We start from the raw sequence: 25314 nt of genomic DNA, 5'->3' as shown, positions 1-25314 counted from the left end.
CACGGCCCCTAAAAACAACGCGTTTTCACTTTAATGAAACCACAACACCCTGCCCCAAATCCCATTTCAACGCCCACTTCCCCCGCAGAAAACCGAATCCCCCCCTTCATCTTTCCCAAAATACTCCGGGGAGCCCGTGGGGCTGGCCCCTCGGCCCACATCAACAGCCCTGCCCCAAGTTCACAGTTGCCCTACAGGGCCACCAACTTAGAACCGGTTCACACAAATGAATTCTTCTAAAGTTGCGGAATCATTCGCCGCTCATTTATGCAACGCGCAATATTTAGGACATTCCTCGCTCCAACAGCGATTCAATTCAGTACAATTTGCGTGCAAGTTGCCTATTTTTTAAGCAACACCTAGAAATCCCCTTCGCACGCGGGTAAAGCATTGCACAAGCCAATTGTGACCCCCGCCTGAAAATGGGATCAGCACAGTTGAACTCAGGCGAGGAGGCCCCCCGAGATGAAAAAGATCGAAGCGATCATCAAGCCATTCAAATTGGATGAAGTGAAAGAAGCGTTGCAAGACGTGGGAATTCAAGGCCTCTCTGTGATCGAGGTCAAAGGTTTCGGCCGTCAGAAAGGTCATACAGAACTGTATCGTGGTGCAGAATACGTTGTTGATTTTCTCCCAAAGGTGAAAATTGAAGTCGTATTAGATGACGAGCTGGTCGACCAAGCCATCGAAGCGATCGTAGACGCTGCGAAAACTGATAAAATCGGCGACGGCAAAATTTTTGTCAGCACCGTCGAACAAGCCATTCGCATCCGTACCGGTGAATCCGGTTCAGACGCACTATAAACGCCAATCACTCTAGATATATCAAAGGGATTCAGACATGAGCGCAAGTGAAGTTCTCAAGCTGATCAAAGACGAAGATGCGGCTTATGTCGACATTCGTTTCACTGACACACGCGGTAAACTACAGCACGTCACAGTAGACGTTGATCTGGTTGACGAAGATTTCCTCGAAGAGGGCTTCATGTTTGACGGCTCTTCCATCGAAGGTTGGAAGTCTATCGAAAACTCCGACATGAAACTGATCCCAGATACAAAATCTGCATATGTGGATCCGTTCTACGCAGAAAAAACAATCTGCATCCACTGCTCTATCGTAGAGCCAGACACTGGCGAAGCATACGAGCGTGACCCACGCGGCACAGCTCAAAAAGCCGAAGCATACCTGAAATCTTCCGGTATCGGCGATGCGGCATACATGGGTCCAGAAGCAGAATTCTTCCTGTTTGACGACGTACGCTTCTCCAACACCATCAACAAAGTATCTTACGAAGTTGATGCACAAGACGCGTCTTGGAACACAGACACAGAATACGAAATGGGCAACATGGGCCACCGCCCTGGCGTCAAAGGCGGTTACTTCCCAGTAAACCCAATTGACGACGCTCAAGACATCCGTTCCGAAATGCTGTCCACAATGAAGCGTCTCGGCATGAAGACAGACAAGCACCACCACGAGGTTGCGTCCTGTCAGCACGAGCTTGGCCTGATCTTTGATAGCCTGACCAAGCAAGCGGACGAACTGCAGAAATACAAATACGTGATCCACAACGTGGCTCAGTCTTACGGCAAATCCGCTACCTTCATGCCAAAGCCAATCGCTGGCGACAACGGCACAGGTATGCACGTGAACATGTCCATCTGGAAAGATGGCAAGCCATTGTTCGCAGGCGACAAATACGCTGATCTGTCCCAAGAAGCTCTGTACTTCATCGGTGGTATCCTGAAGCACGCGAAAGCGTTGAACGCCTTCACAAACCCATCCACCAACTCGTACAAGCGTCTGATCCCAGGCTTCGAAGCACCAGTTCTGCGCGCATACTCTGCAAGCAACCGTTCTGGCTGTGTACGTATCCCTTGGACAGAATCGCCAAAAGCAAAACGCGTAGAGGCTCGTTTCCCTGATCCATCATCCAACCCATACCTGTGCTTCGCAGCACTTCTGATGGCTGGCCTTGACGGCATCAAAAACAAGATTGATCCAGGCGAAGCTATGGACAAAAACTTGTATGACTTGCCTGCTGAAGAACTGGCAGACATCCCAACAGTTTGTGGTTCCCTACGTGAAGCACTTGAAGAGCTACAAAAAGACAGCGACTTCCTAACTGCTGGCGACGTATTCACCAAAGATCAGATCGAAGGTTACATCGAACTGAAAATGGGCGAAGTTGAACTGTATGAGCACACGCCTCACCCAGTTGAATTCGGCATGTACTACAGCTGCTAATCAGTTAGACATTGATTCGAAACAGGCGCCCCCACGGGGCGCCTGTTTTCGTTTGACCCACAGCCAAACACCATAAAAGCAACCCTAAAGAGAACCGTTTTTTTGAACCACTAGTCAGCATTGTAACTTTCAAAAAAACTTACTGAAAACCAACGTTTTACAGCACAAAACCCTGTATTTACTGGCCTCTTGGTGCAAACTGCCTCCGGATTGAAAACATTGGTTTTCTCAGACGGTTTTGGGCAGGTTTAAACAAAATGAATGAACACATAGCCGGGCAGATGAAGGCCACTCAGAACCGTGTTGCCTTCAGCAATAGCATTGTCGCGTCTCTTCTCCTCATAGACCTGCACCGCCACTGCCCCGTCGCAGGCGCCACTGTTATTGAAATGTCAGGTACCGATGATTCCAAAGGGCAATTCGCAGGTTTCAGCGATCCAAGCGGCAAGGTCGATATGCCCGTGGCCACTCCCCATCTGCGCATTTTGGCGGATGGCTATGCGCCAACAGATATTTGCATTCAACCCGATATGGACACTTTAAATGTGGTTATGTCACCCATCATGTCCGCGGCATATTCTGGTGATATTCCCGGACGTCAGCGCGCAATCTGGCAACCCGAAACCTCAAACGCGACCTTCTTTGAATTCACAGCAGACGGCCTTGCTCGCCGGGGCCGTAACTTTTCTGATCTGATGTCAGCGAAATATACCTGCTACAGCTTAAGCCAAACAAACTACTGGTCCGGCCTCTCAGCGCCTAACGCGGTTAGCTCCGAATGGAGCAACCTAAAGACCCGTAACCTTGCCTATCCCATGTCACCAAATTGGGACAAAGAAATCACGGGTGTAAATCAATTCCGTTTTCCAGAACCAATGGTGATGATCGCGCGCAATAGCCAACGCCCCAATACCGAAATTCGGTATCAGCTGCTGCAATAAACTGTCAGTATTTGCGCAAGAAACGGATTGCGTTTCACAGCAATAACGCGCCTCATCAAACCCTAAATTCAATCGTTAGGGCGGCCCAATGGCGTTAGAAACCTACCTGATCTTTTTGCTGACAACGACCGTTGTCGTCTTCACTCCCGGCGCGGCAGCCATCGCGATGGCGTCCCAAGGCGCCACAAACGGCGGACAGCGCGCCCTCTTTGGCGTCGCAGGAGTGGCGCTCGCCAATGTAGTCTACTTCGTTCTTTCCGCCACAGGGGTCGCTTCGCTCATCATTGCATCCAACCTGCTGTTTTCCATCATCAAATGGGTAGGTGTCGCCTATCTGGTATATTTGGGCCTGACAGCACTCCTAAGCAAAGCCGGCGCGATCTCGGTGCAACCAGACAAACACACATCAGCCGTCAGCACCCTATTTGCAAAAGGGTTCGTGATTGAATTCGCCAACCCCAAAGCTTTGCTCTATTTCGCAGCGATCCTGCCGCAGTTTCTCGACACCGATGCGCCGATCATTCCACAAATCCTAATCATGGGAGGCACGACTTTCCTAATAGATGTCACTGCCTACAGCGCATACGCCTTCCTCGGCGATCGCCTCGCCCGCGGCGGCGTCAAAAAATGGATCGTCAGCGCAGTTAACAAAACAGCAGGCCTCGCCCTCTTGTTCGCAGGATTCAAAATGGCCAGCGTCCGCGCGCAATAAGGCCAACGCCTCAATCTGACCACCAACAGCACGTTCCAGAGTGTTGGAATTTATGGCAACCTAATCGTCACAAATACCAAAAAACAAAAAAACGCCTCAAAGGGCGCTTTTCTTTCTAATTCTGATACCAAAGATCAATCGACAGCAACCGCCGCGTCATTCGCGCTTTCGCCATCCGTCGCAACCGTCACGCTGTATTCGTTAAACGCCAAATCCCGAGCCGGAATGATACTGCGGTACTCCGCACTGTTAAACACCATGTCGACAGCGGCCTTGCTTGGATATTCTACGATAAAGACCGTTTTGGCGGGCCGATGCCCCACCACAACCTCATTTACCGTGAAACGTTTCAAAATTCGCGCGCCGGCACGCTCCAGCAACGGTCCCGTGACCTGCAGGTATTCCGCCAATGCCATTGGCTCATCTTCGTTAATGCTGGTCATTGCCACAACGGTAACAGTCATGTCAGGGCTTTCTTTTTAATTTTTCTTTCGCCAACTTAACGAAATTTCTAATCCGGCACCACGGTCCCTAAGGGTGAAATAGCTATACTTTCGATTAGGTTTAGAACAACACTATAGGTAGAATTATTCAAATTCAGGTTGTTAAGACCGTCAGATCGCAAGCCTCATGGCATTGCATATGAAATATTCCCAAAGGCCCGATTAGTTAATCTAGCATCAGTATTTACGCCCCACCCACAGAAGTCCCGAAACAAACTTTGACGGTTTCCTGCAATGCTTAGGTTGTGCCGAACCTGCAGCCTAAAATTGAAACAGGGCTTGTCGCACCAACCGACAATCAAAAACACCCCACCTTTTTGGCTAAGTACAAACGCAACTGATTCTGCCGCATACAATGCGCATCCATTGCCCCAGCACCCAATCTCCGATTATGAAGAGCTCAGCACCCCCGCCCCCATAGCTAACCAACTCGCGCCCGCTCCCATCTGCTCACCTTGCCGTGACAGTGCTGACATAGACCTTGGCCTCGCGGCTCACGTGCCCCAAATTGGGTCGGAACAGGCAAAGGACCGCTTTGAGTATGACGACTGAACGTATCACCTTCACTGGGCACAGTGGCGAGAAGCTCGCGGCACGCCTAGACATCCCCGATGGGCCGCATCTCGCGACAGTGTTGTTTGCCCACTGTTTTACATGTTCCAAAGACATTCCTGCAGCACGCCGGATTGCCGGCCGCCTTGCAGCAATGGGGCTGGCGGTTCTGCGGTTTGACTTCACCGGCCTTGGCCATTCCGAAGGGGAGTTTTCCAACACCACCTTCACATCCAACGTAGACGACCTGCGTGCCGCTGCTAACTATCTAGCAAGCCGCGACATGGCGCCTGACATGTTGATCGGCCATTCCCTTGGTGGCGCAGCTGTTCTGCGTGCTGCTGGCGATATGCCAAGCGTGCGCGCCGTGGTCACACTGGGTGCCCCCTTTGATCCGGGTCACGTTACCCACAACTTCGATGGCGCCTTGGAGACAATCAAATCCGAAGGTCAGGCCGAGGTCTGCTTGGGCGGTCGTCCCTTCACCATCGGCAAAGACTTTGTCGAAGACGTCGCCGGACAAAAACTAGCGCCAATCATCGGCAAACTGGGTCGCGCGCTATTGGTCATGCACGCACCACGCGACAATGTGGTCGACATCGAAAATGCCTCTGCCATCTTTATGGCGGCCAAACATCCCAAAAGCTTTGTCACGCTGGATGATTCAGATCACCTGATCAGCCGCCCAGAAGACGCGGAATACGCAGCTGAAGTCATCGCAGCTTGGGCCGCCCGCTATTTGCACCTTGCGCCGCCTGCCCCACCCATCGGCGCACCCGAAGGTGTTGTGCGTGTCTCTGAAGCGGATCCAAATGGGTTCCTCCAAGACGTGAACTCTGGCCCGTTTCATCACACTCTGGCAGATGAACCATTGGCCTATGGCGGCACCAACAAAGGCATGACCCCTTATGGGTTCTTGTCCTCTGGCCTTGGCTCTTGCACGTCGATGACCATCCGCATGTATGCCCGCCGCAAAGGTTGGCCGCTTGAACATGTCTGGGTTGATGTACGCCACAACAAAGTCCACGCCCAAGACGCGGGCACCGGATCAGGCGACCGGATTGATAGCTTTACCCGTGTCATTCACCTTGGCGGTAAGCTTGACAGCACCCAACGACAGCGATTGCTAGAGATTGCTGATAAATGCCCGGTCCACCGCACGCTTGAGAAATCAAGCGAAGTGATCACCGAACTGGCTGACGATTGATACCAAGGATGCGAGGGGCCAGCCCCTCGCGCTCCCCGAGGTATTTAACTCAAGAAAAAGACTAGGGTGTAATCACGCCATCTGTCACGTCGCCGCGTGATCCGACAAAGCGCAGCATGTTGTCCTTTGCAAACATATCAAAACACGCCCAGTGATCGCTGGGCGGCCAAACGCTGCAATATTGATCCCCACGGACCTCCCACGCACCCATAGAAGGCCTGCCAGCCACATAGGGTGTCTTGCCGTCGGCCTGAAAGCTTTGTGTCGCGTTCGGATAGGTCAGCGTGGTGCCGGTCAATGCTGTGCGAATTTCGTCACCATTTAGTGCACGCCAGTCATCCGCCTGAGCCGTGCCTGCAATCATAAGTAAAATAAGGGCAATGCGCCGCATTTCGAGCAAACCTCACTTGTTCATTTTATGGGGTCAGTCTATACCGCGCACAACTTCCGCGTCAGAACACAAGGCTGTGATATGATCCCTCGTTATTCCCGTCCAGAGATGGTTGCCATCTGGTCCCCTGAAACCAAATTTAAGATCTGGTATGAGATCGAGGCACACGCCTGCGATGCTCAAGCAGATCTGGGTGTGATCCCACGCGAAAACGCCGATGCCGTTTGGAAAGCCAAAGACGTTGATTTCGACGTGGCCCGCATTGACGAAATCGAAGCGGTTACCAAACACGACGTTATCGCGTTTCTGACGCATCTTGCAGAACATGTTGGATCTGACGAAGCACGTTTTGTGCATCAGGGCATGACATCATCTGACGTTCTGGACACTTGCCTAAACGTGCAATTGGTACGCGCTGCAGACATCCTGATCGACGACGTAAACGCGCTACTCGCTGCGCTGAAAAAGCGCGCGATTGAGCATAAGAACACAGTTCGCGTTGGCCGCTCACACGGTATCCACGCAGAGCCAACAACAATGGGCCTGACCTTCGCACGTTTCTATGCCGAGATGGACCGTAACCTTGCCCGTTTGAAAGCCGCACGCGAAGAAATCGCAACCGGCGCAATCTCTGGCGCGGTTGGCACATTCGCCAACATCGACCCAGCCGTTGAAGAGCACGTCTGCGCCAAGCTTGGCCTTAAACCAGAGCCGATCTCAACACAGGTGATCCCACGTGACCGCCACGCAATGTTCTTTGCGGTTTTGGGTGTGATCGCATCCTCGATCGAAAACGTCGCAATCGAAATCCGCCACATGCAGCGGACCGAAGTTCTAGAAGGCGCGGAATTCTTCTCGATGGGCCAAAAAGGTTCTTCCGCGATGCCGCACAAAAAGAACCCAGTTCTGACCGAAAACCTAACCGGTTTGGCGCGTCTGGTGCGCATGTCCGTGATCCCAGCGATGGAAAACGTCGCCCTTTGGCACGAGCGTGACATCTCGCATTCTTCTGTTGAGCGCGCGATTGGCCCAGATTCTTGCATCACCCTTGATTTCGCTTTGGCGCGTTTGACCGGCGTGATCGACAAAATGCTGATCTTCCCAGAGAACATGCTGGACAACATGAACAAATTCCCAGGCTTGGTGATGTCTCAGCGCGTGCTGTTGGCCCTGACCCAAGCGGGCGTATCCCGCGAAGACGCATACGTCATGGTTCAGCGCAACGCGCTACACGTATGGGAGCACCGCACAGATTTCCGCGAAAAACTATTGGCGGATGCTGATGTTGTTGCGGCCCTGGGCGAAGATGGCATCAACGAAAAATTCAACATGGAATATCACACGAAACATGTTGATACGATCTTTAAGCGCGTCTTCGGCTAAGCGCTAAATAGATAAAATCTGATGCAAAGGCCTGCCCATTTGGGTGGGCCTTTTGCTTTGGCGTTCAGTGTTTGTTTAGCCTTCGACGCGCAGTCTGTGGACGAGTTTTCTAAGAACCGGAATACTATGTCTCAGGCGATTGCCCATTTACCCCCGCCCACTGCGGCCCTTCGGCTGACCCGCCGCCAAAAGGCTGCGATCATTGTGCGCTTTCTTATGAACGAGGGGGCGGAGGTCGCGATAGATCGTTTGACAGATGACATGCAGGTCGATCTGGCCCAGATGATCGGATCAATGCGCTACGTTGATCGCGAAACGCTTAGTCAGGTGGTCATGGAATTCGCGGAAGAACTTGAAAGCATTGGCCTTTCCTTCCCCAAGGGCATTGGCGAAGCCCTCGCGGCGCTTGAAGGTAAGATCAGTCAACACACCGCAGATCGTCTGCGACGCGAGGCCGGTGTATTAGAACTGGGCGACCCATGGGACCGTGTGCGTGCCCTGGACCTCGATCAGCTAACACCAATGGTCACTAGCCAAAGCACCGAAGTCGCCGCCGTGATTCTTGCCAAGCTGGATGTCACCAAGGCCGCCGATCTGTTGTCCTCCCTCCCCGGAGAAGAAGCGCGGCGCATCACCTATGCCATATCACTCACCGATGCCGTCACGCCGGATGCCGTCGTGCGCATAGGTATCGCCCTTGCCGCTCAGCTCGATAATAAAACACCCCGCGCCTTCACCGATGAACCGGTGGATCGCGTCGGGGCTATCCTAAACTTCTCGCCCGCCGCCACCCGCGATAGCCTGCTGAATTCTCTGACCGAAGATGACGAACCCTTTGCCGATCAAGTCCGCAAAGCAATCTTTACCTATCCTGACATCCCATCACGGATCGAAACCCGCGATGTTCCGAATATCCTGCGTGAGGTAGACCAAGACGACCTGATCAAAGCCATCGCCTATGGCAAAGACGGCGACACGGGGGCCACCAGCACCTTCTTGTTGGAAAACATGTCCAGCCGCATGGCCGATCAATTGCGCGAAGAAGTCGAAGAACTTGGGAAAGTCAGCGAAAAAGACGGCGAATCCGCCTTTAACCAAGTGGTCGCCGCCATCCGCACCCTACAAGCGAATGGCGAGATTACCTTCATCATCCCCGAAGAAGATGATGAATAATCAGCGCAGCTCTGCCGCCGCTTCGATCCGGCCAAAGCCTTTGCGCTGCACCAAGACAACAACCGGTTCATCACCCGCCACCTTAGCGCGCATCGTTTTTGCTTTGCGCATGTTCCATTCGCCAACCGTGTCCCAGCTGGTCACTGTATTCGTATAGGTCAATGTACGGCCCGCGTTTTCACCGCGTTTGATGTCACGCACATCTTTCTTCGAATAGCGCACCACATGCACAACCATTTGCGCCGCATCAGCCCCATCGGCATCCAGCTTGATCGTCAACCGATCACCGTTGCGTGCCACCTCTAGATCAATCGGCATTTGATCAGCCGCATGTTCACCAATATGGGCCTTTACTTCATTTGGCAGCGTACCAACCACATGATCGACACCGCCAATAATCATCTGCGGCGTATACACCGTGCGTTTTCTGGCAGCCCGCGCATAGTTACGTTGGCGTTTGGTGAATGCCGGATCGGCAAAATCATCTTTCCAACCGATGTAATCCCAATAATCCACATGCAGCGCCAGTGCGATCACATCATCGCGGCCAACAAGATCTTTGGAAAAGAACGCGTCCGCAGGCGGACAACTGCTGCAACCTTGCGAAGTGTACAGCTCCACAACAACGGGATGCTCTCCAGCGTGAACAACGCTGGCCACGGAACTTGCGAGGCCTAAAGTGGCGATTGCGATCCAACGCGCGAAACCAGTCATGCGATTAATGTCCTTTTAGGGGCTTTCATAAATGCATACGGCCAACCGAGATGAAACGCCAATCAACCATTTGCGAGATTCCGTTCTCTTCTGTGAAATACGGTATGCAATAGCATACAGTTTAGTCGATATTCCTTGATTGCCTATTCCACATGCGCCACAACAATCACCAGCAAGACCCTATTTTCAGATTTCAGGGAGGCCAAAATGCCCATTACTGTCGGTCATGACAACGCCAAAACCCGTAAAACTCTTACGGTAAACGGCAAATCCATTTCATATTTTTCGATTCCAGCCGCTCAAAAGGCTGGTCTGGGTGATTTCTCTAACCTGCCTGCCGCGCTGAAAGTGGTGCTCGAAAACCTTCTGCGCTTCGAAGACGGCGGCTTCTCTGTCTCTGTCGATGACATCAAGGCCTTTGGCGAATGGGGCGTGAACGGCGGCAAAAACCCTCGCGAAATCGCCTACCGCCCTGCCCGCGTTCTGATGCAGGATTTCACCGGCGTACCAGCCGTTGTTGACCTAGCTGCCATGCGCGACGGTATCGTCGGCCTCAAAGGCTCCGCATCCAAAATCAATCCGCTGGTGCCGGTTGATCTGGTCATCGACCACTCCGTGATGATCGACGAATTCGGCAACCCACGCGCTTTCCAAATGAACGTGGATCGTGAATACGAACGCAACATGGAACGCTACACCTTCCTGAAATGGGGCCAAACTGCCTTTGACAACTTCCGCGTTGTCCCTCCGGGAACAGGCATCTGCCATCAGGTGAACCTTGAATACCTCTCACAAACCGTTTGGACAGACACTGATCAAAACGGTGACGAAGTCGCCTACCCTGACACACTCGTCGGCACCGATTCCCACACCACCATGGTTAATGGCGCCGCCGTTCTAGGCTGGGGCGTTGGCGGGATCGAGGCCGAGGCCGCAATGCTCGGCCAGCCCATCTCTATGCTGATCCCCGAAGTCATTGGCTTCGAACTAACCGGCGAAATGATGGAAGGCACCACCGGCACCGACCTCGTGCTGAAAGTCGTCGAAATGCTGCGCGCCAAAGGCGTTGTTGGCAAATTCGTCGAATTCTACGGCAAAGGCCTGGATAAACTGCCACTGGCAGACCGCGCCACCATCGCCAATATGGCCCCAGAATACGGCGCAACCTGTGGCTTCTTCCCAATTGATGCGGAAACCATCCGCTACCTGAACAACACAGGCCGCGACACCGATCGCATCGCCTTGGTCGAAGCCTACGCCAAAGAAAACGGCTTCTGGCGCGATGAAAACTACGCCCCAATCTACACAGACACTCTGCACCTCGATATGGGCACCATCGTTCCCGCGATCTCTGGTCCAAAACGCCCACAAGATTACATCGCCCTAACCGAAGGCCAAACCGCCTTCCGCCGCGAGATGGAAGAAACCTTCAAACGCCCAATGGGCAAAGAAGTCGCCGTCAAGGGCGAGGATTACACACTAGAATCCGGCAAAGTCGTGATCGCCTCGATCACCTCTTGTACCAACACCTCTAACCCATACGTCATGATCGGCGCGGGGTTAGTGGCACGCAAAGCCGCCGCATTGGGTCTGAACCGCAAGCCATGGGTCAAAACCTCACTCGCGCCGGGATCCCAAGTTGTATCTGCCTACCTAGAGGCCGCAGACCTACAAAAAGATCTCGATTCCATCGGCTTCAACCTTGTGGGCTACGGTTGCACAACCTGCATCGGCAACTCCGGCCCGATCCAACAAGAACTGTCTGACGCCATCGCAGAGGGTGACCTCGTGGCAACCTCTGTCCTTTCAGGCAACCGCAACTTCGAGGGCCGCATCAGCCCTGACGTCCGCGCCAACTACCTCGCCTCCCCACCACTTGTGGTGGCCTACGCGCTCGCCGGTACGCTCGACATCAACCTAACAACCGATGCCATCGGCCAGGACAAAGACGGCAATGACGTCTTCCTAAAAGACATCTGGCCGTCCACCCAAGAAATCGCTGACTTGGTCCAACAAACCGTCACACGCGACGCCTTCGTGTCCAAATATGCTGACGTCTTCAAAGGCGATGAGCAATGGCAGGCCGTTGCCGTACCAGAACAAGAAACCTACGATTGGCCGTCCGCCTCGACCTACATCCAAAACCCACCTTATTTCCAAGGCATGGGAACAGAGCCAGGCACGATCTCAAACATCAATGATGCCAAGGTCTTGGCCGTCCTAGGTGACATGGTCACAACCGACCACATCTCGCCAGCGGGATCGTTCAAAGAAACCACGCCAGCGGGCCAGTACCTGCTCGACCGTCAGGTCACCCCGCGTGAGTTCAACTCCTACGGCTCTCGCCGCGGCAACCACGAGATCATGATGCGCGGCACCTTCGCCAACATCCGCATCAAGAACGAAATGCTCGACGGCGTCGAAGGCGGCTACACCAAAGGTCCAGACGGCAAGCAAACCTCAATCTACGACGCCTCCATGGCGCACCAAGCCAATGGCACACCACTCGTCATCTTTGGTGGTGAACAATACGGCGCAGGTTCCTCGCGTGACTGGGCCGCCAAAGGCACGGCCCTACTGGGCGTCAAAGCCGTGATTGCTGAAAGCTTCGAGCGTATCCACCGCTCCAACCTTGTTGGCATGGGCGTGATCCCGTTCGAATTCACCGGCGGCGACTCTCGCAAAACGCTGGGCCTGACGGGTGACGAAACCGTCTCCATCTCCGGTCTGGACACCATCGAACCCCTGCAAGAGGTGCCCTGCACCATCACGATGGCAGATGGCACCGTCAAAGAGATCACTCTCAAGTGCCGCATCGATACCGCGCCAGAGATTGAATACATCGAACACGGCGGCGTCCTGCACTACGTGCTGCGCAACTTGGCCAAAAGCTAAACACGCCACAAACTCAAAGAAAGAGGCTCCCAAAGCGGAGCCTCTTTTCGCATCCCCTGCACCAATGCACAGCCACTGTGACCTGACAAAGATTGCGCGATCAACGTCGTAGCCCCAAATTCGTGTCATGAAACAAATCGACACAATCCAAAACTATCACGCCCACGTCTACTTTGACGAAGCCAGCTTTGACCAAGCCCACACATTGTGCTGGGATGCCTCAAAGTTCTTCGGTGTTGAAATGGGCACGATGATCCGCAGGCCGGTCGGCCCGCATCCCATGCCCTCCTGCCAATTGCTAGCAACGCCTGCGCAATTCGCAAAACTGCTACCATGGCTTGCCCTGAACAGAAACGGCCTGATTGTCTTTGCCCATCCGCAAACAGACGACGACTTACAGGACCACCGCGACCATGGAATTTGGCTCGGCACCGGCCTCGACCTAAATCTCGAAATCTTTAACGGATTACAAACAGCGCATTAACGGTTTCACGAATCGTACGTTTCAGCGCACGAAACGTACGAATTTCCAGATTTATGAAAAGTAACGTCAGAGAAACATTAACGGCAACGCCTTAACGCTGCCCGTTAACTATTCGCCCTATTTCTGATCCAAAACAGGACGCAACCGTGTGGTCAGTTCTCGTTGTGTGAGCGGCCCAGCAACCCGCGCTAAAACGGTGCCATCGCCATCGATCAGATAGGTCTCCGGCACGCCGTAAACCCCCCAATTCAAAGCCATTTTTCCGTTAGGATCAGCACCGCCTTTGGCAAAGGGGTTGCCCAACTCTTCCAAAAATGCGGCCCCATTTGCTGGCACATCTTTGTAATTCACGCCAAAGACTTCGATGCCTTCGGCCTGCATCTGCATCAACGTCGGATGTTCAGCCCGACACGGTCCACACCAAGACGCCCAGAAATTCACTAGTTTCACGTTCCCATCACGCAGGTCCGCATCGGTGAAAATCTCTGTGTTTACAAGTTCTTCCACCATTATGGCAGGCGCTTGCCGCCCAACCATCGCGCTGGGGAGCTCGTCTGGGTTATCGCGTTGCATACCCACCAGAAACAGGGTCGCAAGCCCTAGGAAAATCGCAGGGGGTGCCAACATCAAAGGAGAGATTTTAGCCATCTCGGTTTTCCATTTTTGAAAGCTCTTTCAAAGACTTACGCGAAGCACGCAAACTGACACCAATCAGGCCCAGCAGTAAAACGATCGTTACGCCATAAGACGACAGCACCGTGCCAGCGTATTTTCCAAGCTCAGGAATCATGCCATTTTCTCCCGTGCAATCAATGCCTTAGTGCGTCGCAGTCGAATTTCCGTACGTGTCCGAAGCAGGACCAATGCCAAAAACAGCAATCCAAAGCCAGCGATTGCAAACAACAAAGGCTGATAAAACACATCCGCCACGTTCTCTTCTTTGTCCAAGCTCAACGAAGCCCCTTGGTGCAAACCTTGGTTCCAAAAGTTAACAGCATACCGACTTAGGATCGCGAAAACCGATCCAACAAGGCATAAAACAGCCGTCAAATCCGCCGCAGTATCGGAATCCTCAATCGCTTCCCAAAGCGCAATATAACCAAGATAGAACAGGAAAAGGATTAAGAAAGACGTCAATCGCGGGTCCCATGCCCACCAGGTCCCCCACATCGGTTGTCCCCAAAGTGCGCCTGTTATCAATGCGATAACTGTCATAATGGCTCCAACAGGCGCCGCTGCCTTCGCCGCCAAAGCACTAACGTGATGGCGACGGATCAACCAGATCAACGACGCCACAAGCATCATGAACCACGCGTTGATCGCCATCAACGCGGCGGGCACATGCAAATAGATAATCTTAACGGTAGAGCCTTGGCGATAGTCATCAGGCGTAAAGAAAAAGCCCCAAACCAACCCCACGGCAAGCGTAATTCCGGCCAAAACCGAAACCCAAGGCAAAACCCGGTCGGTCAACCGCATGAACTTCACAGGGTTCGCATATTCCCAAATCGATGCCATGTCTCTTCCTAGATGTCCGTTAACCAATATGCACTTCACGTCTCAGAGAGTCGCCTGCGACACTTTGATTTCGCGCAATTTTTCGCCTTTTAGCGCAAATTAATCCTTAACACCAACGCACTTACGAATGGTAATAACGCCAATGTTCCAAGGGTTATCCCTGACAAAAGCATTAACGGCACCGAAACGCTCAGCCCCTCAACACCCCGCCGCGCGATCTCTGCCCCAAATATTAACGTCGGAACATAAAGCGGCAGCACCAATAGCGACAACAAAAGCCCACCACGCTTGATTCCCACCGTCAAGGCAGCCCCAAACATGCCGATGAACGACAACGCGGGCGTACCAACAGCTAAGGATATGAAAACCCACAGAAAACCGCCATCAGGCAGACTAAGAAGCAGCCCAAGCAGCGGCGCCGTAATGGTTAACGGCAACCCCGTTGTCAGCCAATGCACCAAAGCCTTCGCCACGCAGACCGCCTCTAGCGGCAAAGGTGACGTCGCCAAAAGGTCCAAAGACCCATCTTCCCAGTCCAAAGCAAAGATCCGATCCAGCGACAATAGGCAAGCCAACAAGGCACCGATCCACAAAACACCCGCCGCAATCCGGGACAAAAGCGCGCTCTCTGGTCCAACGCCAAAGGGTACCAAAACGGTGACGATTAAAAAGAACGAAAGCCCTAATCCAAAGCCGCCCCCTGCCCGCATAGCAAGCTGTAAGTCCCTGAAAAGAAGCGCCTTCATAGGAACCCCTCATCAAAACCAGAGGTCGGGCGTGGCTTCGCCTTGAATGGCCCCACGTCAAAGGTTTTCGCGTCTAATCCAAGATCAATATGTGTTGCGATCAGCGCAACACCGCCATCCGCTAGATGCGCCTTTACGACATCCGCAAACATCGCAACTGCAAAGGCATCCAAGGACACAGTTGGTTCATCCAGCACCCAAATCGGACGCCCCGTTACCAACAGCCGAGCCAACCCCAAACGCCGCTTTTGCCCCGCCGAAAGCGAATGCGCCGGACGATCAGAAAGAGATTTAAGATCAAAGCGTTCCACAGCGGAGCTCACGTCGCCACCGCCGAAAATTTCAGCCCAAAACGACAGATTCTCAGAAACGGTTAAATTCGCCTTCAGCCCGTCAGAATGGGCCGCATAGGCAATGCTTTCCTCAGGGGCATTCACCTGCCCCTCTAACGCGGGCTGTAGCCCCGCTACGGTACGCAGCAGCGTCGTCTTGCCCGATCCATTCGGTCCGCGCAGGATCAAGGCCTCTCCTGCTGCCACGTCAAAGGAAACCCCTTCGAGCACAGGCACACCGCCCCGCGTGACAGTTAAGGAGTCAACGCCCAGCACGGATCGTTATCCGTCCACCGGCAAAAGCGCAGCGGCCACGCGCCGCCCTTCGGACACCAAGACGTTATAGGTACGGCAGGCGGAATCCGTTTTCATGACTTCAACGCCAATGCCAGCATCCTCCAGCGTTTTGCGAAACGCGGCAGGTGCGTGCGCCAGGTCAGAACCTGTGCCCAGCAAGATAAAATCCAACTTATCCGCCATCTCTAGAATCGCGGTCGTATCGTCCAGCCCTGCCCAGTGGCGCGCGCCCTCAGCATGTATTAAGGCCGGTGCGGTAACCATTTCTCCACCAATGCGAAAGAAATCAGCCCCATAACTTTCGATGGGTTGCGCATCAGAATACTGGATTTCATTCAGCTGCATTTTTTGTCCTCTAGTCCCAGAGCGGTAATCCAGTAACAACGGCGAGTGCAATCACAGCGTAAGCCACGGATCTATATGTCTTTTCGTATACGGGCTTGAACATCGCTTGCCCTAGTTTTGAGGTTATGAAGTAAGGCACAGTTAGAACAAAGGCAATGCCGACAAGCCGCCAACTGGTCAGGCCCCCAATCGTCATATTGATGATAATAACCACGTCCAATATCGCGAGGAACAGAATGGTATTGGCCCGCACAACTTCCGCACGTGCGCCTTTCGCCAGATAGAACAGTATCACGGCAGGGCCCGTCAGACCCGTCATTCCGCCAAACACACCCGCAGCACCGCCAATGCCCAGCAACCGCCTAACGTCAATGACACCGCGATAGCGCCAGCCCAGAACCAAAGCCGAAAGCATACCAAAGGCAATGACCGTTGCTGTCCAGCGAATGACGTCTTGATCAAATTGAACCAACAGCCACAATCCCAATGGCACCGTTAGGACTGCCGCCAAGCCCATCGTCGAAACGCCTTTGATTTCTGCTGTTTTCAACGCGCTTGGTAGAAGAGCAGCCATACTGCCAAAACCCGTTAGCATCGTCAGCGCGACAACATCTGATGCGGATAAAAAGATGTTGGCAATTGGAACGAAGATCAAAGCAGTCCCAAAACCAGAAAAGCCGCGGACAATGCCCGCGACTCCTATTGTTAGAACGAGCCACATCAGCCCTGGCGTCGCCAAGGCCTCTGTGAGCCACTCAGGCATCAATGTTGCCAAATTGGTTGCCCGCGTTTGCGTCCGGCTTGGACCAATCGCGTTTCACACCCAGTCGCAGCAGAACGGTCGATGCAATAAATACAGAGGAATATGTCCCGACGATTACGCCCCAGATCATGGCAAAGACGAAGCCACGAATAACGTCGCCGCCCAGCACAAACAACGCAATCAGCGCCAGCAATGTTGTAACAGAGGTCATAACCGTACGGCTGAGTGTTTCGTTGATCGACATGTTCAACACTTCTTTCAACTCAAGCTTTTTGAATTTGCGAAGGTTCTCGCGAACCCGGTCAAAGACAACAACCGTATCGTTCAAAGAGTAGCCAACAATCGTCAAAAGCGCCGCAATGATCGCCAGATCAAACCGGATTTGCACAACGGAAAAGACACCGACTGTCAAAATCACATCGTGCACCAGCGCGGCAACCGCCCCAACGGCAAACTGCCACTCAAACCGCAACCAAATGTAGATGAGAACCGCAGCAATCGCCAAAAGAACCGCGATAACAGCGGTCTGGATCAGTTCGCCAGATACTTTCGGACCAACAGATTCGACAGAAACAAAGGTCACATCGGGCGCGACGGTTTTCAGTGCTTCCTCGACATCGCGGATTACATCAGCTGTCACCGCTTCCTGCCCGTCTTGGGCTTGGATGCGGATCATTGTGACGTTCTGATCATCTGCGAACGTGGGGTCGAACACTTCGGTGATGGACACATCACCAAGGTTCAACGGCTCTAGCGCATTGCGGTAATCACCAACAACAACCGTTTGGCCGCTTTCTGTGCGGATGGTTGTGCCACCGCGGAAATCAATGCCAAAGTTCAAACCCTGAACAAAGAAAAACACGACGGACAGCAAAATCAGGACGCTGGAAAAACCAAGGCTGATCGTGGTCTTTCCGAAGAAATCCCACTTGGTCTCTTTTGGAACAAGTCTTAAGCGCATGATTATACCTCGATTGTCTTAGGGCGACGGCGTTCGTACCAGATGATAACCATCAGGCGCGTCACGTAGATCGCGGTAAATACAGATGTCAGAATGCCCAGACCCAACGTGATCGCAAAGCCGCGCACTGGGCCAGAGCCCATCGCGAACAAGATCACTGCCGTGATGAATGTGGTGATGTTGGCATCCACGATGGCAGACAGGGCTTTTTCATAACCCAGATCAATCGCCCGTGCCGGACCTTTCTTGGCCTTCAGCTCTTCGCGAATACGCTCGAATACCAGCACGTTGGCATCAACCGCCATACCAATCGTCAGAACGATGCCTGCGATACCTGGCAATGTCAGTGTTGCGCCGATCAATGACAGCAAGCCAAAAATAAGCCCAACGTTGATGATCAACGCGATATTCGCGAACAAGCCAAATGTGCCGTAGCTAAGGAACATAAAGACCAAAACCGCAGTAAACGCGACGATACACGCGATACGGCCAGCTTCGATACTGTCTTGGCCAAGCTCTGGACCGATGGTGCGCTCTTCGAGGAAGTTCAAACCAGCAGGCAAAGCACCTGCACGCAGCAAGACGGCCAAGTTGGTGCTTTCTTCGACAGAGAAGTTACCAGTGATGATTCCGGACCCACCTGGAATATGGCTTTGGATGGTTGGTGCACTGATGACCTCATCGTCCAGCACAATCGCAAACGGCGAGCCAATGTTATCGGCGGTATAGTCGCCAAACTTACGAGCACCAGTAGGATTAAACCGGAAAGACACAGCCGGACGACCGTTTTGGTCAAAAGAAGGCTGCGCGTCTACAAGCTCTTCACCGCTCACAACAGGAGCGCTCTCTAGGATATAGAAGATGCCCTCTTGATCCAAAGACGGTGCAATTTCATTGCCTGCACCAGCAACGCCATCTGCAGAATCCGCGCGACCGACAACAGGTTTGAATGTAAGCTGCGCCGTAGTGCCAATGATCTCTTTCAACTCAGACGCAGACCCAATGCCCGGCACCTGAATAAGAATACGATCCGCACCCTGTCTTTGAATGGTCGGCTCGCGTGTGCCCACTTCGTCAATACGCCGACGGATGATTTCCAAGGCTTGCTGAACGGTCCGCTCATCTGTCGCCAGTTTTTCGGCGTCAGACAAGGTCACAACGATCTCGCCATTATCGACAGAGACCAACAGGTCTGTTGATCCAACACCTGTCAACGAAACAACTGGCTGCGCCAACGAACGCACAAGTGTTGCGGCCTCTTGAATGGCTTCAGGTTTAGAAATCTTAACGCGAAGTTCGCTGACATCAGAAGGTTGCAAACGAATGGTGCCAACAGTTGCACGCTGATCACGCAAAAGGTTCCGTACTTCAGGCCACAATGCCTTGATACGCGCCTCGTAAACATCTTCGACTTCAACTTCGGCCAGCAAATGTGCACCGCCGCGCAGATCAAGGCCAAGATTAACCAATGATGAAGGCATCCAAGCAGGCCACATCGCGGCCTGCTCTTCTAACCCATTGCCCGAGAACCCAGCCTCAAGCGATGCAGTCGCATCATTGTGTGCCTCTACCCGTGGGTAAAACCCATTGGGCAGTGCCAGTAATAGACCCAGCGCACAGAGGCTCCAGATCAGGACCCGTTTCCAGAGGTCGATTTGCAGCATAATGCGCCTGCCTTATTGGTTATTAATGTGAAATCAGGATTCGACTGGCTCAGTCTTAGAAACAACTTGCGCCAAAGTAGACTGCACAACACGTACCTTTACGCCTTCGGCCAATTCAACTTCGATTTCGTTGTTGTCTTTGACCTTAACAACTTTGCCGATCAAACCGCCTTGGGTTACGATCTCGTCACCACGGCGCACAGCTGCAACCATCTTTTGGTGATCTTTCACTTTCTTCTGCTGTGGGCGGATCAATAGGAAATACATGATCCCGAAAATCAGAATAAGTGGTACAAATTGTGCAATAGCGTCCATGGGTTTGTCCTTGTCTATGCGAGCGCTAGCGCTCACTAATTTTGCAGGGAACCTATGTGTCCGCGCGCATATATGCAAGGCGAGAAAGCCGCAGGTAGACAAGACATTCTGGTGGGGTTTGGCTTCATTCTTCTCGTGAGAGGAGGCTTAAGGGGTATTGTTTGTGCTAAAATGAAAGGCCTGTCGTAATTTCGCTTGGAAATCAGGACGCTACGCGACTTTCAGCGCCTGGATTGTTCAGCAATTACGCTAGTTCAGCTTCTGCCATTGGCTTGTAAAAGAAAAAACCTTGCGCGTATTTACAATGCAACGACCGCAAAATCCGTTAATTGACAGATCGACCCCATGGCTTCGGCAACAGAAATGAACCGATCAGAGGGAACGTGCCCTCTTATAGGATGGTGCCAACGCATCAATGCCTCAAACCCTGCGTTTCTTGCCGTGTCCAATTCCACAATCGGTTGATACATCAACCCAAACTTATTGTTATGAAATCCTTTTTAATATCCACCTCGAGCTCAAATTTCTGGATTAACTCAAACGCGTTTTGCAAGGTACTTGGTGCGAACGGGGCTTGGACGCTTTCAAATTCATTGAAACACGGCGCTTGGCGGTTACGAAACGTTTGAAAATACGCCATAACACGCGAACGAATGAATCACTTTTAAAGGACCTGATGCCATGCATGACATCCGTGCGATCCGTGAAAATCCGGCCGCGTTTGATGCCGCCCTCTCTCGTCGAGGCGACGCGCCTATGTCATCAGAGCTTGTTGCGCTTGACGCTGAGCGCCGTGCCAAAATTACGGCCGCTGAAATGGCTCAGGCAGAGCAGAACAAAGCTTCCAAATTGGTAGGCGCTGCAAAAGCCAAGGGTGACGAGGATGAATTCCAACGTCTACGCGCCCTCGTTGGTCAGAAAAAAGAAGAAGTCGCCGCAATGCAGGCCGAGGCAAAAGAGATTGATGCCAAGCTGACAGATATGCTGGCCCGCATTCCAAACCTGCCAGCAGACGACGTGCCAAATGGTGCGGATGAAGACGACAATGTCGAAATTAGCCGCTGGGGCACACCAAAAACACTGGATTTCAAAGCAAAAGAGCACTTTGAAATCGCAGGCGTGGCAGAAGCGATGCAGTTTGACACAGCAGCTAAAATCTCTGGCGCGCGGTTTGTCCTGTTGAAAGGCGCAGTCGCCCGTATTCACCGCGCTTTGGCACAATTCATGATCGACAAACATGTGGATGAAAACGGCCTAACCGAAGTGAACACTCCGGTTCTGGTGCGTGACGAAGCGATGTATGGCACCGACAAACTGCCAAAGTTTGCAGAAGACAGCTATCAAACAACAAACGGTTGGTGGTTGATTTCAACATCTGAAATTCCGCTGACCTATTCGGTGGCAGAAGAAGTCGTTGACGAAAGCGCCCTGCCCATCCGTATGACCGCGCATTCGCTTTGCTTCCGCTCCGAGGCTGGCTCTGCCGGTCGCGACACATCTGGCATGTTGCGGCAACACCAGTTCGAAAAAGTCGAAATGGTGTCTATCACGCATCCTGACAAATCAGACGAAGAGCAAAAGCGTATGTTGCGCTGTGCCGAGGGTATCCTTGAAGCACTGAACATCCCCTACCGCACTGTCGTTCTTTGCACCGGCGACATGGGTTTTGGCGCACGCCGTACCTTTGACATCGAGGCGTGGTTGCCGGGTCAGGACACCTACCGCGAGATCAGTTCTGTTTCGACAACGGGTGATTTCCAAGCACGTCGCATGAACGCGCGCTTCCGCCCGACAGAAGGTGGCAAGCCAGAATACCTGCACACGCTAAATGGCTCCGGTCTGGCGGTAGGCCGTTGTTTGATTGCGGTGCTTGAGAATGGCCAACAAGAAGACGGCTCGGTCGTTCTGCCAGAAGCCCTAGCCCCTTATCTTGGTGGCAAGTCGACGCTAACAGCAGACGGCACATTGAAGTAATTACAAAACGGCGGCCTTTGATTGGGCCGCCGTTTTCTTTTAGACAGCTGTAAAGGTAACCATTTTGCCTTGCTGCTCATCCCACAATTTCCATCGAAAACAACTGAACGCCTCGCGCCATCCTACTTTGCGCGACGCCAATAATCCGTCCGCTTCAAGCGCGTCATAGCATCGCTTTAGATTGTAGCTAGGAATGTTTGGGTTTAAGTGGTGCAGGTCATGAAATCCGATATTGGCTGTGAGCAGATGAAACAGGCGACCAAAATCCAAAACAGCTGATCCCTTTAACGCTGCATCTTCACGCGCTAGATCCGGCTTTCGCCCCCAAAGAACGTCTTCAAAGTTATGCTCGACATAGGGAATGATCACGCTGGTTGACGCACCTGAATAAATGGTTAACACCAACATCCACACGCCACCCATTCCTGCAAGCGCGTAGATCATACCAACGAATCCAGCCAGCATGGCGTTATGCAGCAGTACGTCGCCAACAAAGCCATGTTTCAAAGTGTTCTTTGGAAATCGATTGAATATCGCAAACACCATGAACGGCCCCACGACCAATAACGTAAACGGGCTGCGGTATACGCGATACATCAGCTGACGAAGTGGCGCTAACGCGCGGTATTCGTCCACTGTAAGCACGTTAATTTCAAAGGACTCACGATGATCCAAATCACCCACATGGCTATGATGTTGGCCGTGATTAAACCGGCACGCGTAGAATGGTGAAAGCGTAAAGACCGACAGGGTAATTCCAATTGCGTCGTTCAGCCATTTTGGCCGAATGAAACAACGATGCATGCAATCATGCTGCAACATATAAAGTCGAATACCTGCGATACCCGCACATACCGCAAACGGGATTGCGACCCAAAGATGCGCAACCCACACAATCGCTAAGCTTAGAAACAGAAAATAGGCCGCCAAAGTGCAAACCAATTGCATGACAGCGCTCAAATTATTGACCTCTCGATAGGCCAACGACACTTTTAATACAGACATATCCGCCCCCCAGAATTGGACATCAAAACCTTGGGGCGCAGATAGTTAACAAATCGTTATCAATTTGAGACACATGAAAAACACCCCGCGCTGGGGACGCGGGGTGCTCTGAGGTGTCGTCTGATGTCAGGTTTTTACAGAACGATAAGTCTTATTTGACCAGAATTTCTGCATCCATTGCGGCTTGCAGTTCTTCTGCGGTGACTTCTCCGTCACCATCGCCATCCACCTGTGCGAACATATCTTCGGTCAGGGTTGGGTAAGCCACTGCCATTTCCGCATAGTTAAAGGTGCCATTGCCGTCAGCATCTTCGATCATAACTTCCGCCCACGCTGGGGCTGTGGACGCTGCAATTACGAAGGTCATCAGGGCTGCAATCTTTTTCATGTCTTTCTCCTAATTGGTGAAACGGCGACTTGCCGTGCCCTTAACCTGCACACGCCAAACCTGACCTTCAACGCCCTAAAATCATTGATAAAAAAGCGGCGTGTGCTTGCTCTACACTGGCGGAGTTTGGCGCAAAAACTGCGCCATTCTCTGCCGTCACCCCATGGGAAAACCCGCCGATTGCAAGTTTCCGCGCAGTCTATCGGCCAATCAAAGCCGATCAATCGCACACCCCCAAAACGGTCAATTCCCCGCCGATATTGCCATCACATTTCGGCAAGAAAAAACCCCGCTCAAAGCGGGGCTTTCTATCATTTTTCGCGACGTGCGCGGGGCGTAACGTGCTTCTTAAGAGCACCAGCATTCTTTTTGCGACTTCCCTTGTAGGGGTTCTTGTCGCTTTGACCGCGCATGTACAAGCGGATCGGCGTTCCCGGCATATCGAAATCTTCCCGCAACCCATTCACCAAATACCGAGAATAACTCTCTGGCAGTTTGTCAGGATGCGAACACATGACAACAAATCCCGGCGGACGGCTTTTGGCCTGCGTCATATACCGCAACTTAATGCGTTTCCCCTGCGGAGCGGGCGGCGGGTGCTGTTCCAGCATGCCCGTCAGCCAACGGTTCAGTTGTGCGGTCGTCACACGACGGTTCCACACGTCATAGGCACTTAGGATAGCGTCATGCAGACGATCCAAGCCACGACCCGTCTTAGCAGAAACCGTAATCAGTGGCGCACCACGCAACTGTGGCAACAAGCGTGCAAAGGACTCTTTCAAATCCCGCAGCTTTTCTTGTTTATCGCCTTCGATGTCCCACTTGTTCACGGCAACAACAACGGCACGACCCTCACGTTCTGCCAAATCGGCAATACGCAAATCCTGTTGCTCAAACGGAATAGCCGCATCCAAAAGAACAACAACAACCTCAGCAAACTTAACCGCACGCAAACCGTCAGAGACAGAGAGCTTTTCAAGCTTTTCCTGAACCTTGGCTTTCTTACGCATGCCCGCAGTATCAAAGATACGCATCGGTGTGTCGTTCCACTCTGTCCGAGAGGAAATCGCGTCACGCGTAATACCGGCTTCGGGACCGGTCAGCATTTTCTCTTCGCCCAGGATCTGGTTGATCAGAGTTGATTTACCCGCATTCGGGCGACCAACAACTGCGATCTGCAACGGCTTTTCGCGCGTTGGAACCGGAACTGCATCTTCGGCGTCGTCATCTTCGTCGACGTCTACGTCAACTTCCGGCGCATCCTGACGTGCCTGCGCTTCAAACTGCTCTTCAAGCGGCATCAACTGGGAATACAAATCGTTCAAGCCTTCGCCGTGTTCGGCGGACAACCGGATCGGTTCACCAAGCCCCAAAGAATAAGCTTCCAGCATGCCGGCATCCGCCGCTGCGCCCTCGCCTTTGTTCCCGGCCAAAATCACATGCGCCGATTTCTTGCGCAGAATTTCGGCAAAGACCAAATCAGAGGGCGTTACACCGGCACGTGCATCGATCATGAACAGACAAATGTCCGCCATATCCACAGCACGTTCGGTCAACCGGCGCATACGCCCCTGCAAGGAGTCATCGGTAACTTCTTCTAGTCCAGCGGTATCAATCACCGTGAACCGAAGGTCCCCCAAACGCGCTTCGCCTTCGCGCAAATCGCGCGTGACGCCAGGCTGGTCATCGACCAACGCAAGCTTTTTGCCCACAAGACGGTTAAACAGCGTGGATTTTCCCACATTGGGACGGCCCACGATAGCGAGGGTGAAACTCATTTGACTCTCCAGAGACTCTGAAGGG

26 protein-coding genes and 1 pseudogene are annotated in these 25314 nt (G+C 52.8%); 10 read left to right on the top strand and 17 right to left on the bottom strand.

Annotated elements, in window-relative coordinates; all coding sequences use genetic code 11:
- Positions 1–465 precede the first annotated feature (465 nt).
- The 4 genes from Q4544_RS07595 (at position 466) to Q4544_RS07580 (ending at position 3901) form a co-directional block, all read left to right on the top strand.
- Positions 466–804: a P-II family nitrogen regulator gene (locus tag Q4544_RS07595; protein ID WP_303504960.1), complete on the top strand. Its 339-nt coding sequence runs from the start codon at positions 466–468 to the stop codon at positions 802–804.
- A 37-nt stretch (positions 805–841) separates the two neighbouring features.
- Positions 842–2248, top strand: coding sequence for a type I glutamate--ammonia ligase (gene glnA / locus Q4544_RS07590; RefSeq protein WP_303504958.1), 1407 nt, complete (start codon positions 842–844; stop codon positions 2246–2248).
- A gap of 257 nt (positions 2249–2505) precedes the next feature.
- Positions 2506–3189, top strand: a complete 684-nt coding sequence (locus Q4544_RS07585) for a hypothetical protein (RefSeq protein ID WP_303504956.1) — start codon at positions 2506–2508, stop codon at positions 3187–3189.
- A gap of 88 nt (positions 3190–3277) precedes the next feature.
- A complete protein-coding gene (locus Q4544_RS07580; protein WP_303504954.1) occupies positions 3278–3901 on the top strand; it encodes a LysE family translocator in 624 nt (207 codons plus the stop codon).
- 134 nt (positions 3902–4035) lie between these two features.
- On the opposite strand, the gene Q4544_RS07575 is transcribed toward Q4544_RS07580, so the two are convergent.
- Positions 4036–4365 (bottom strand): DUF1330 domain-containing protein, encoded by a 330-nt coding sequence (locus tag Q4544_RS07575; RefSeq protein WP_303504952.1) that lies wholly within the window; start codon positions 4363–4365, stop codon positions 4036–4038.
- A 580-nt stretch (positions 4366–4945) separates the two neighbouring features.
- Between Q4544_RS07575 and Q4544_RS07570 the strand changes: the two genes are divergently transcribed.
- Positions 4946–6163, top strand: coding sequence for a bifunctional alpha/beta hydrolase/OsmC family protein (locus tag Q4544_RS07570; protein ID WP_303504951.1), 1218 nt, complete (start codon positions 4946–4948; stop codon positions 6161–6163).
- A 61-nt stretch (positions 6164–6224) separates the two neighbouring features.
- Here Q4544_RS07570 and Q4544_RS07565 read toward each other — a convergent pair whose 3' ends face one another.
- On the bottom strand, positions 6225–6554 hold the full coding sequence (locus tag Q4544_RS07565) for a hypothetical protein (protein WP_303504950.1): 330 nt from the start codon (positions 6552–6554) through the stop codon (positions 6225–6227).
- Positions 6555–6635: 81 nt separating this feature from the next.
- Here Q4544_RS07565 and purB point away from each other — a divergent pair, with 81 nt between their 5' ends.
- Together purB and Q4544_RS07555 are read left to right on the top strand one after the other, a co-directional pair.
- Positions 6636–7937, top strand: a complete 1302-nt coding sequence (gene purB / locus Q4544_RS07560) for an adenylosuccinate lyase (RefSeq protein ID WP_303504949.1) — start codon at positions 6636–6638, stop codon at positions 7935–7937.
- Positions 7938–7958: 21 nt separating this feature from the next.
- The gene (locus Q4544_RS07555) at positions 7959–9110 is read left to right on the top strand and encodes a flagellar motor switch protein FliG (RefSeq protein WP_303504947.1); all 1152 of its coding nucleotides are present in this window, start codon (positions 7959–7961) and stop codon (positions 9108–9110) included.
- On the opposite strand, the gene Q4544_RS07550 is transcribed toward Q4544_RS07555, so the two are convergent.
- A complete protein-coding gene (locus Q4544_RS07550) occupies positions 9111–9824 on the bottom strand; it encodes a thioredoxin family protein (RefSeq protein ID WP_303504945.1) in 714 nt (237 codons plus the stop codon). It abuts the gene before it with no gap.
- Between the two features lie 207 nt (positions 9825–10031).
- On the opposite strand from Q4544_RS07550, the gene acnA reads away from it, so the two are divergent.
- Both acnA and Q4544_RS07540 read left to right on the top strand, forming a co-directional pair.
- Entirely contained in the window at positions 10032–12719 is a 2688-nt protein-coding gene (acnA, locus tag Q4544_RS07545) for an aconitate hydratase AcnA (RefSeq protein WP_303504943.1), read from the top strand.
- A gap of 127 nt (positions 12720–12846) precedes the next feature.
- Positions 12847–13203: a DOPA 4,5-dioxygenase family protein gene (locus Q4544_RS07540; protein ID WP_303504941.1), complete on the top strand. Its 357-nt coding sequence runs from the start codon at positions 12847–12849 to the stop codon at positions 13201–13203.
- A gap of 117 nt (positions 13204–13320) precedes the next feature.
- Here the strand turns inward: Q4544_RS07540 and Q4544_RS07535 are convergent, their stop codons facing one another.
- The 11 genes and pseudogenes from Q4544_RS07535 to Q4544_RS15725 all read right to left on the bottom strand — a co-directional run.
- Complete coding sequence (locus tag Q4544_RS07535; protein ID WP_303504940.1) at positions 13321–13851, bottom strand: DsbE family thiol:disulfide interchange protein; 531 nt, start codon at positions 13849–13851, stop codon at positions 13321–13323.
- The gene (gene ccmD / locus Q4544_RS07530) at positions 13844–13993 is read right to left on the bottom strand and encodes a heme exporter protein CcmD (RefSeq protein ID WP_303504938.1); all 150 of its coding nucleotides are present in this window, start codon (positions 13991–13993) and stop codon (positions 13844–13846) included. The genes Q4544_RS07535 and ccmD overlap by 8 nt, the downstream gene beginning before the upstream one ends.
- A complete protein-coding gene (locus tag Q4544_RS07525; RefSeq protein ID WP_303504936.1) occupies positions 13990–14721 on the bottom strand; it encodes a heme ABC transporter permease in 732 nt (243 codons plus the stop codon). The genes ccmD and Q4544_RS07525 overlap by 4 nt, the downstream gene beginning before the upstream one ends.
- An 89-nt stretch (positions 14722–14810) precedes the next feature.
- Positions 14811–15467: a heme exporter protein CcmB gene (ccmB, locus tag Q4544_RS07520; RefSeq protein ID WP_303504935.1), complete on the bottom strand. Its 657-nt coding sequence runs from the start codon at positions 15465–15467 to the stop codon at positions 14811–14813.
- Positions 15464–16075 (bottom strand): heme ABC exporter ATP-binding protein CcmA, encoded by a 612-nt coding sequence (gene ccmA / locus Q4544_RS07515; protein ID WP_303504933.1) that lies wholly within the window; start codon positions 16073–16075, stop codon positions 15464–15466. The genes ccmB and ccmA overlap by 4 nt, the downstream gene beginning before the upstream one ends.
- A 6-nt stretch (positions 16076–16081) precedes the next feature.
- The gene (locus Q4544_RS07510; RefSeq protein ID WP_303504931.1) at positions 16082–16441 is read right to left on the bottom strand and encodes an Mth938-like domain-containing protein; all 360 of its coding nucleotides are present in this window, start codon (positions 16439–16441) and stop codon (positions 16082–16084) included.
- Between the two features lie 10 nt (positions 16442–16451).
- Positions 16452–17204, bottom strand: coding sequence for a sulfite exporter TauE/SafE family protein (locus Q4544_RS07505; protein WP_303504930.1), 753 nt, complete (start codon positions 17202–17204; stop codon positions 16452–16454).
- Positions 17197–18165 carry a protein translocase subunit SecF gene (secF, locus tag Q4544_RS07500; protein WP_303504929.1) on the bottom strand — a complete coding sequence of 323 codons (969 nt, stop codon included), beginning with the start codon at positions 18163–18165 and terminating at the stop codon, positions 17197–17199. The genes Q4544_RS07505 and secF overlap by 8 nt, the downstream gene beginning before the upstream one ends.
- A gap of 2 nt (positions 18166–18167) precedes the next feature.
- Positions 18168–19829 (bottom strand): protein translocase subunit SecD, encoded by a 1662-nt coding sequence (secD, locus tag Q4544_RS07495; RefSeq protein ID WP_303504927.1) that lies wholly within the window; start codon positions 19827–19829, stop codon positions 18168–18170.
- A gap of 33 nt (positions 19830–19862) precedes the next feature.
- Entirely contained in the window at positions 19863–20144 is a 282-nt protein-coding gene (gene yajC, locus Q4544_RS07490) for a preprotein translocase subunit YajC (RefSeq protein ID WP_303504925.1), read from the bottom strand.
- A gap of 299 nt (positions 20145–20443) precedes the next feature.
- Positions 20444–20626, bottom strand: a pseudogene (locus tag Q4544_RS15725) (EAL domain-containing protein); the annotation flags it as partial.
- Between the two features lie 199 nt (positions 20627–20825).
- Here Q4544_RS15725 and serS point away from each other — a divergent pair.
- Positions 20826–22118: a serine--tRNA ligase gene (gene serS, locus Q4544_RS07485; RefSeq protein WP_303504923.1), complete on the top strand. Its 1293-nt coding sequence runs from the start codon at positions 20826–20828 to the stop codon at positions 22116–22118.
- Between the two features lie 39 nt (positions 22119–22157).
- Here the strand turns inward: serS and Q4544_RS07480 are convergent, their stop codons facing one another.
- From Q4544_RS07480 to der, 3 genes are all read right to left on the bottom strand, one after another.
- Positions 22158–23123, bottom strand: coding sequence for a fatty acid desaturase (locus tag Q4544_RS07480; protein WP_303504920.1), 966 nt, complete (start codon positions 23121–23123; stop codon positions 22158–22160).
- Positions 23124–23274: 151 nt separating this feature from the next.
- Positions 23275–23511 (bottom strand): EF-hand domain-containing protein, encoded by a 237-nt coding sequence (locus Q4544_RS07475; RefSeq protein WP_303504918.1) that lies wholly within the window; start codon positions 23509–23511, stop codon positions 23275–23277.
- A gap of 311 nt (positions 23512–23822) precedes the next feature.
- Positions 23823–25289, bottom strand: a complete 1467-nt coding sequence (gene der, locus Q4544_RS07470) for a ribosome biogenesis GTPase Der (RefSeq protein WP_303504916.1) — start codon at positions 25287–25289, stop codon at positions 23823–23825.
- Positions 25290–25314 lie beyond the last annotated feature (25 nt).

The sequence above is a fragment of the Cognatishimia sp. 1_MG-2023 genome, assembly GCF_030548175.1.
In the GTDB taxonomy this organism is placed as follows: Bacteria; Pseudomonadota; Alphaproteobacteria; order Rhodobacterales; family Rhodobacteraceae; genus Cognatishimia.
Note: the sequence above shows the minus strand (reverse complement) of the source record. Positions and strands in the feature narration are given on the sequence as shown.

What these genes read in the sequence shown, in the direction of transcription:
- yajC (WP_303504925.1), bottom strand. Translation starts at nt 20,144, where the DNA reads ATGGACGCTATTGCACAATTTGTACCACTTATTCTGATTTTCGGGATC.
- Q4544_RS07535 (WP_303504940.1), bottom strand. Translation starts at nt 13,851, where the DNA reads ATGGCTAAAATCTCTCCTTTGATGTTGGCACCCCCTGCGATTTTCCTA.
- ccmD (WP_303504938.1), bottom strand. Translation starts at nt 13,993, where the DNA reads ATGATTCCTGAGCTTGGAAAATACGCTGGCACGGTGCTGTCGTCTTAT.
- Q4544_RS07510 (WP_303504931.1), bottom strand. Translation starts at nt 16,441, where the DNA reads ATGCAGCTGAATGAAATCCAGTATTCTGATGCGCAACCCATCGAAAGT.
- Q4544_RS07585 (WP_303504956.1), top strand. Translation starts at nt 2,506, where the DNA reads ATGAATGAACACATAGCCGGGCAGATGAAGGCCACTCAGAACCGTGTT.
- Q4544_RS07555 (WP_303504947.1), top strand. Translation starts at nt 7,959, where the DNA reads ATGCAAAGGCCTGCCCATTTGGGTGGGCCTTTTGCTTTGGCGTTCAGT.
- Q4544_RS07550 (WP_303504945.1), bottom strand. Translation starts at nt 9,824, where the DNA reads ATGACTGGTTTCGCGCGTTGGATCGCAATCGCCACTTTAGGCCTCGCA.
- Q4544_RS07570 (WP_303504951.1), top strand. Translation starts at nt 4,946, where the DNA reads ATGACGACTGAACGTATCACCTTCACTGGGCACAGTGGCGAGAAGCTC.
- glnA (WP_303504958.1), top strand. Translation starts at nt 842, where the DNA reads ATGAGCGCAAGTGAAGTTCTCAAGCTGATCAAAGACGAAGATGCGGCT.
- secF (WP_303504929.1), bottom strand. Translation starts at nt 18,165, where the DNA reads ATGCGCTTAAGACTTGTTCCAAAAGAGACCAAGTGGGATTTCTTCGGA.
- Q4544_RS07595 (WP_303504960.1), top strand. Translation starts at nt 466, where the DNA reads ATGAAAAAGATCGAAGCGATCATCAAGCCATTCAAATTGGATGAAGTG.
- Q4544_RS07475 (WP_303504918.1), bottom strand. Translation starts at nt 23,511, where the DNA reads ATGAAAAAGATTGCAGCCCTGATGACCTTCGTAATTGCAGCGTCCACA.
- Q4544_RS07565 (WP_303504950.1), bottom strand. Translation starts at nt 6,554, where the DNA reads ATGCGGCGCATTGCCCTTATTTTACTTATGATTGCAGGCACGGCTCAG.
- secD (WP_303504927.1), bottom strand. Translation starts at nt 19,829, where the DNA reads ATGCTGCAAATCGACCTCTGGAAACGGGTCCTGATCTGGAGCCTCTGT.
- Q4544_RS07525 (WP_303504936.1), bottom strand. Translation starts at nt 14,721, where the DNA reads ATGGCATCGATTTGGGAATATGCGAACCCTGTGAAGTTCATGCGGTTG.
- Q4544_RS07540 (WP_303504941.1), top strand. Translation starts at nt 12,847, where the DNA reads ATGAAACAAATCGACACAATCCAAAACTATCACGCCCACGTCTACTTT.
- Q4544_RS07580 (WP_303504954.1), top strand. Translation starts at nt 3,278, where the DNA reads ATGGCGTTAGAAACCTACCTGATCTTTTTGCTGACAACGACCGTTGTC.
- acnA (WP_303504943.1), top strand. Translation starts at nt 10,032, where the DNA reads ATGCCCATTACTGTCGGTCATGACAACGCCAAAACCCGTAAAACTCTT.
- ccmB (WP_303504935.1), bottom strand. Translation starts at nt 15,467, where the DNA reads ATGAAGGCGCTTCTTTTCAGGGACTTACAGCTTGCTATGCGGGCAGGG.
- Q4544_RS07575 (WP_303504952.1), bottom strand. Translation starts at nt 4,365, where the DNA reads ATGACTGTTACCGTTGTGGCAATGACCAGCATTAACGAAGATGAGCCA.
- serS (WP_303504923.1), top strand. Translation starts at nt 20,826, where the DNA reads ATGCATGACATCCGTGCGATCCGTGAAAATCCGGCCGCGTTTGATGCC.
- der (WP_303504916.1), bottom strand. Translation starts at nt 25,289, where the DNA reads ATGAGTTTCACCCTCGCTATCGTGGGCCGTCCCAATGTGGGAAAATCC.
- Q4544_RS07505 (WP_303504930.1), bottom strand. Translation starts at nt 17,204, where the DNA reads ATGCCTGAGTGGCTCACAGAGGCCTTGGCGACGCCAGGGCTGATGTGG.
- Q4544_RS07480 (WP_303504920.1), bottom strand. Translation starts at nt 23,123, where the DNA reads ATGTCTGTATTAAAAGTGTCGTTGGCCTATCGAGAGGTCAATAATTTG.
- purB (WP_303504949.1), top strand. Translation starts at nt 6,636, where the DNA reads ATGATCCCTCGTTATTCCCGTCCAGAGATGGTTGCCATCTGGTCCCCT.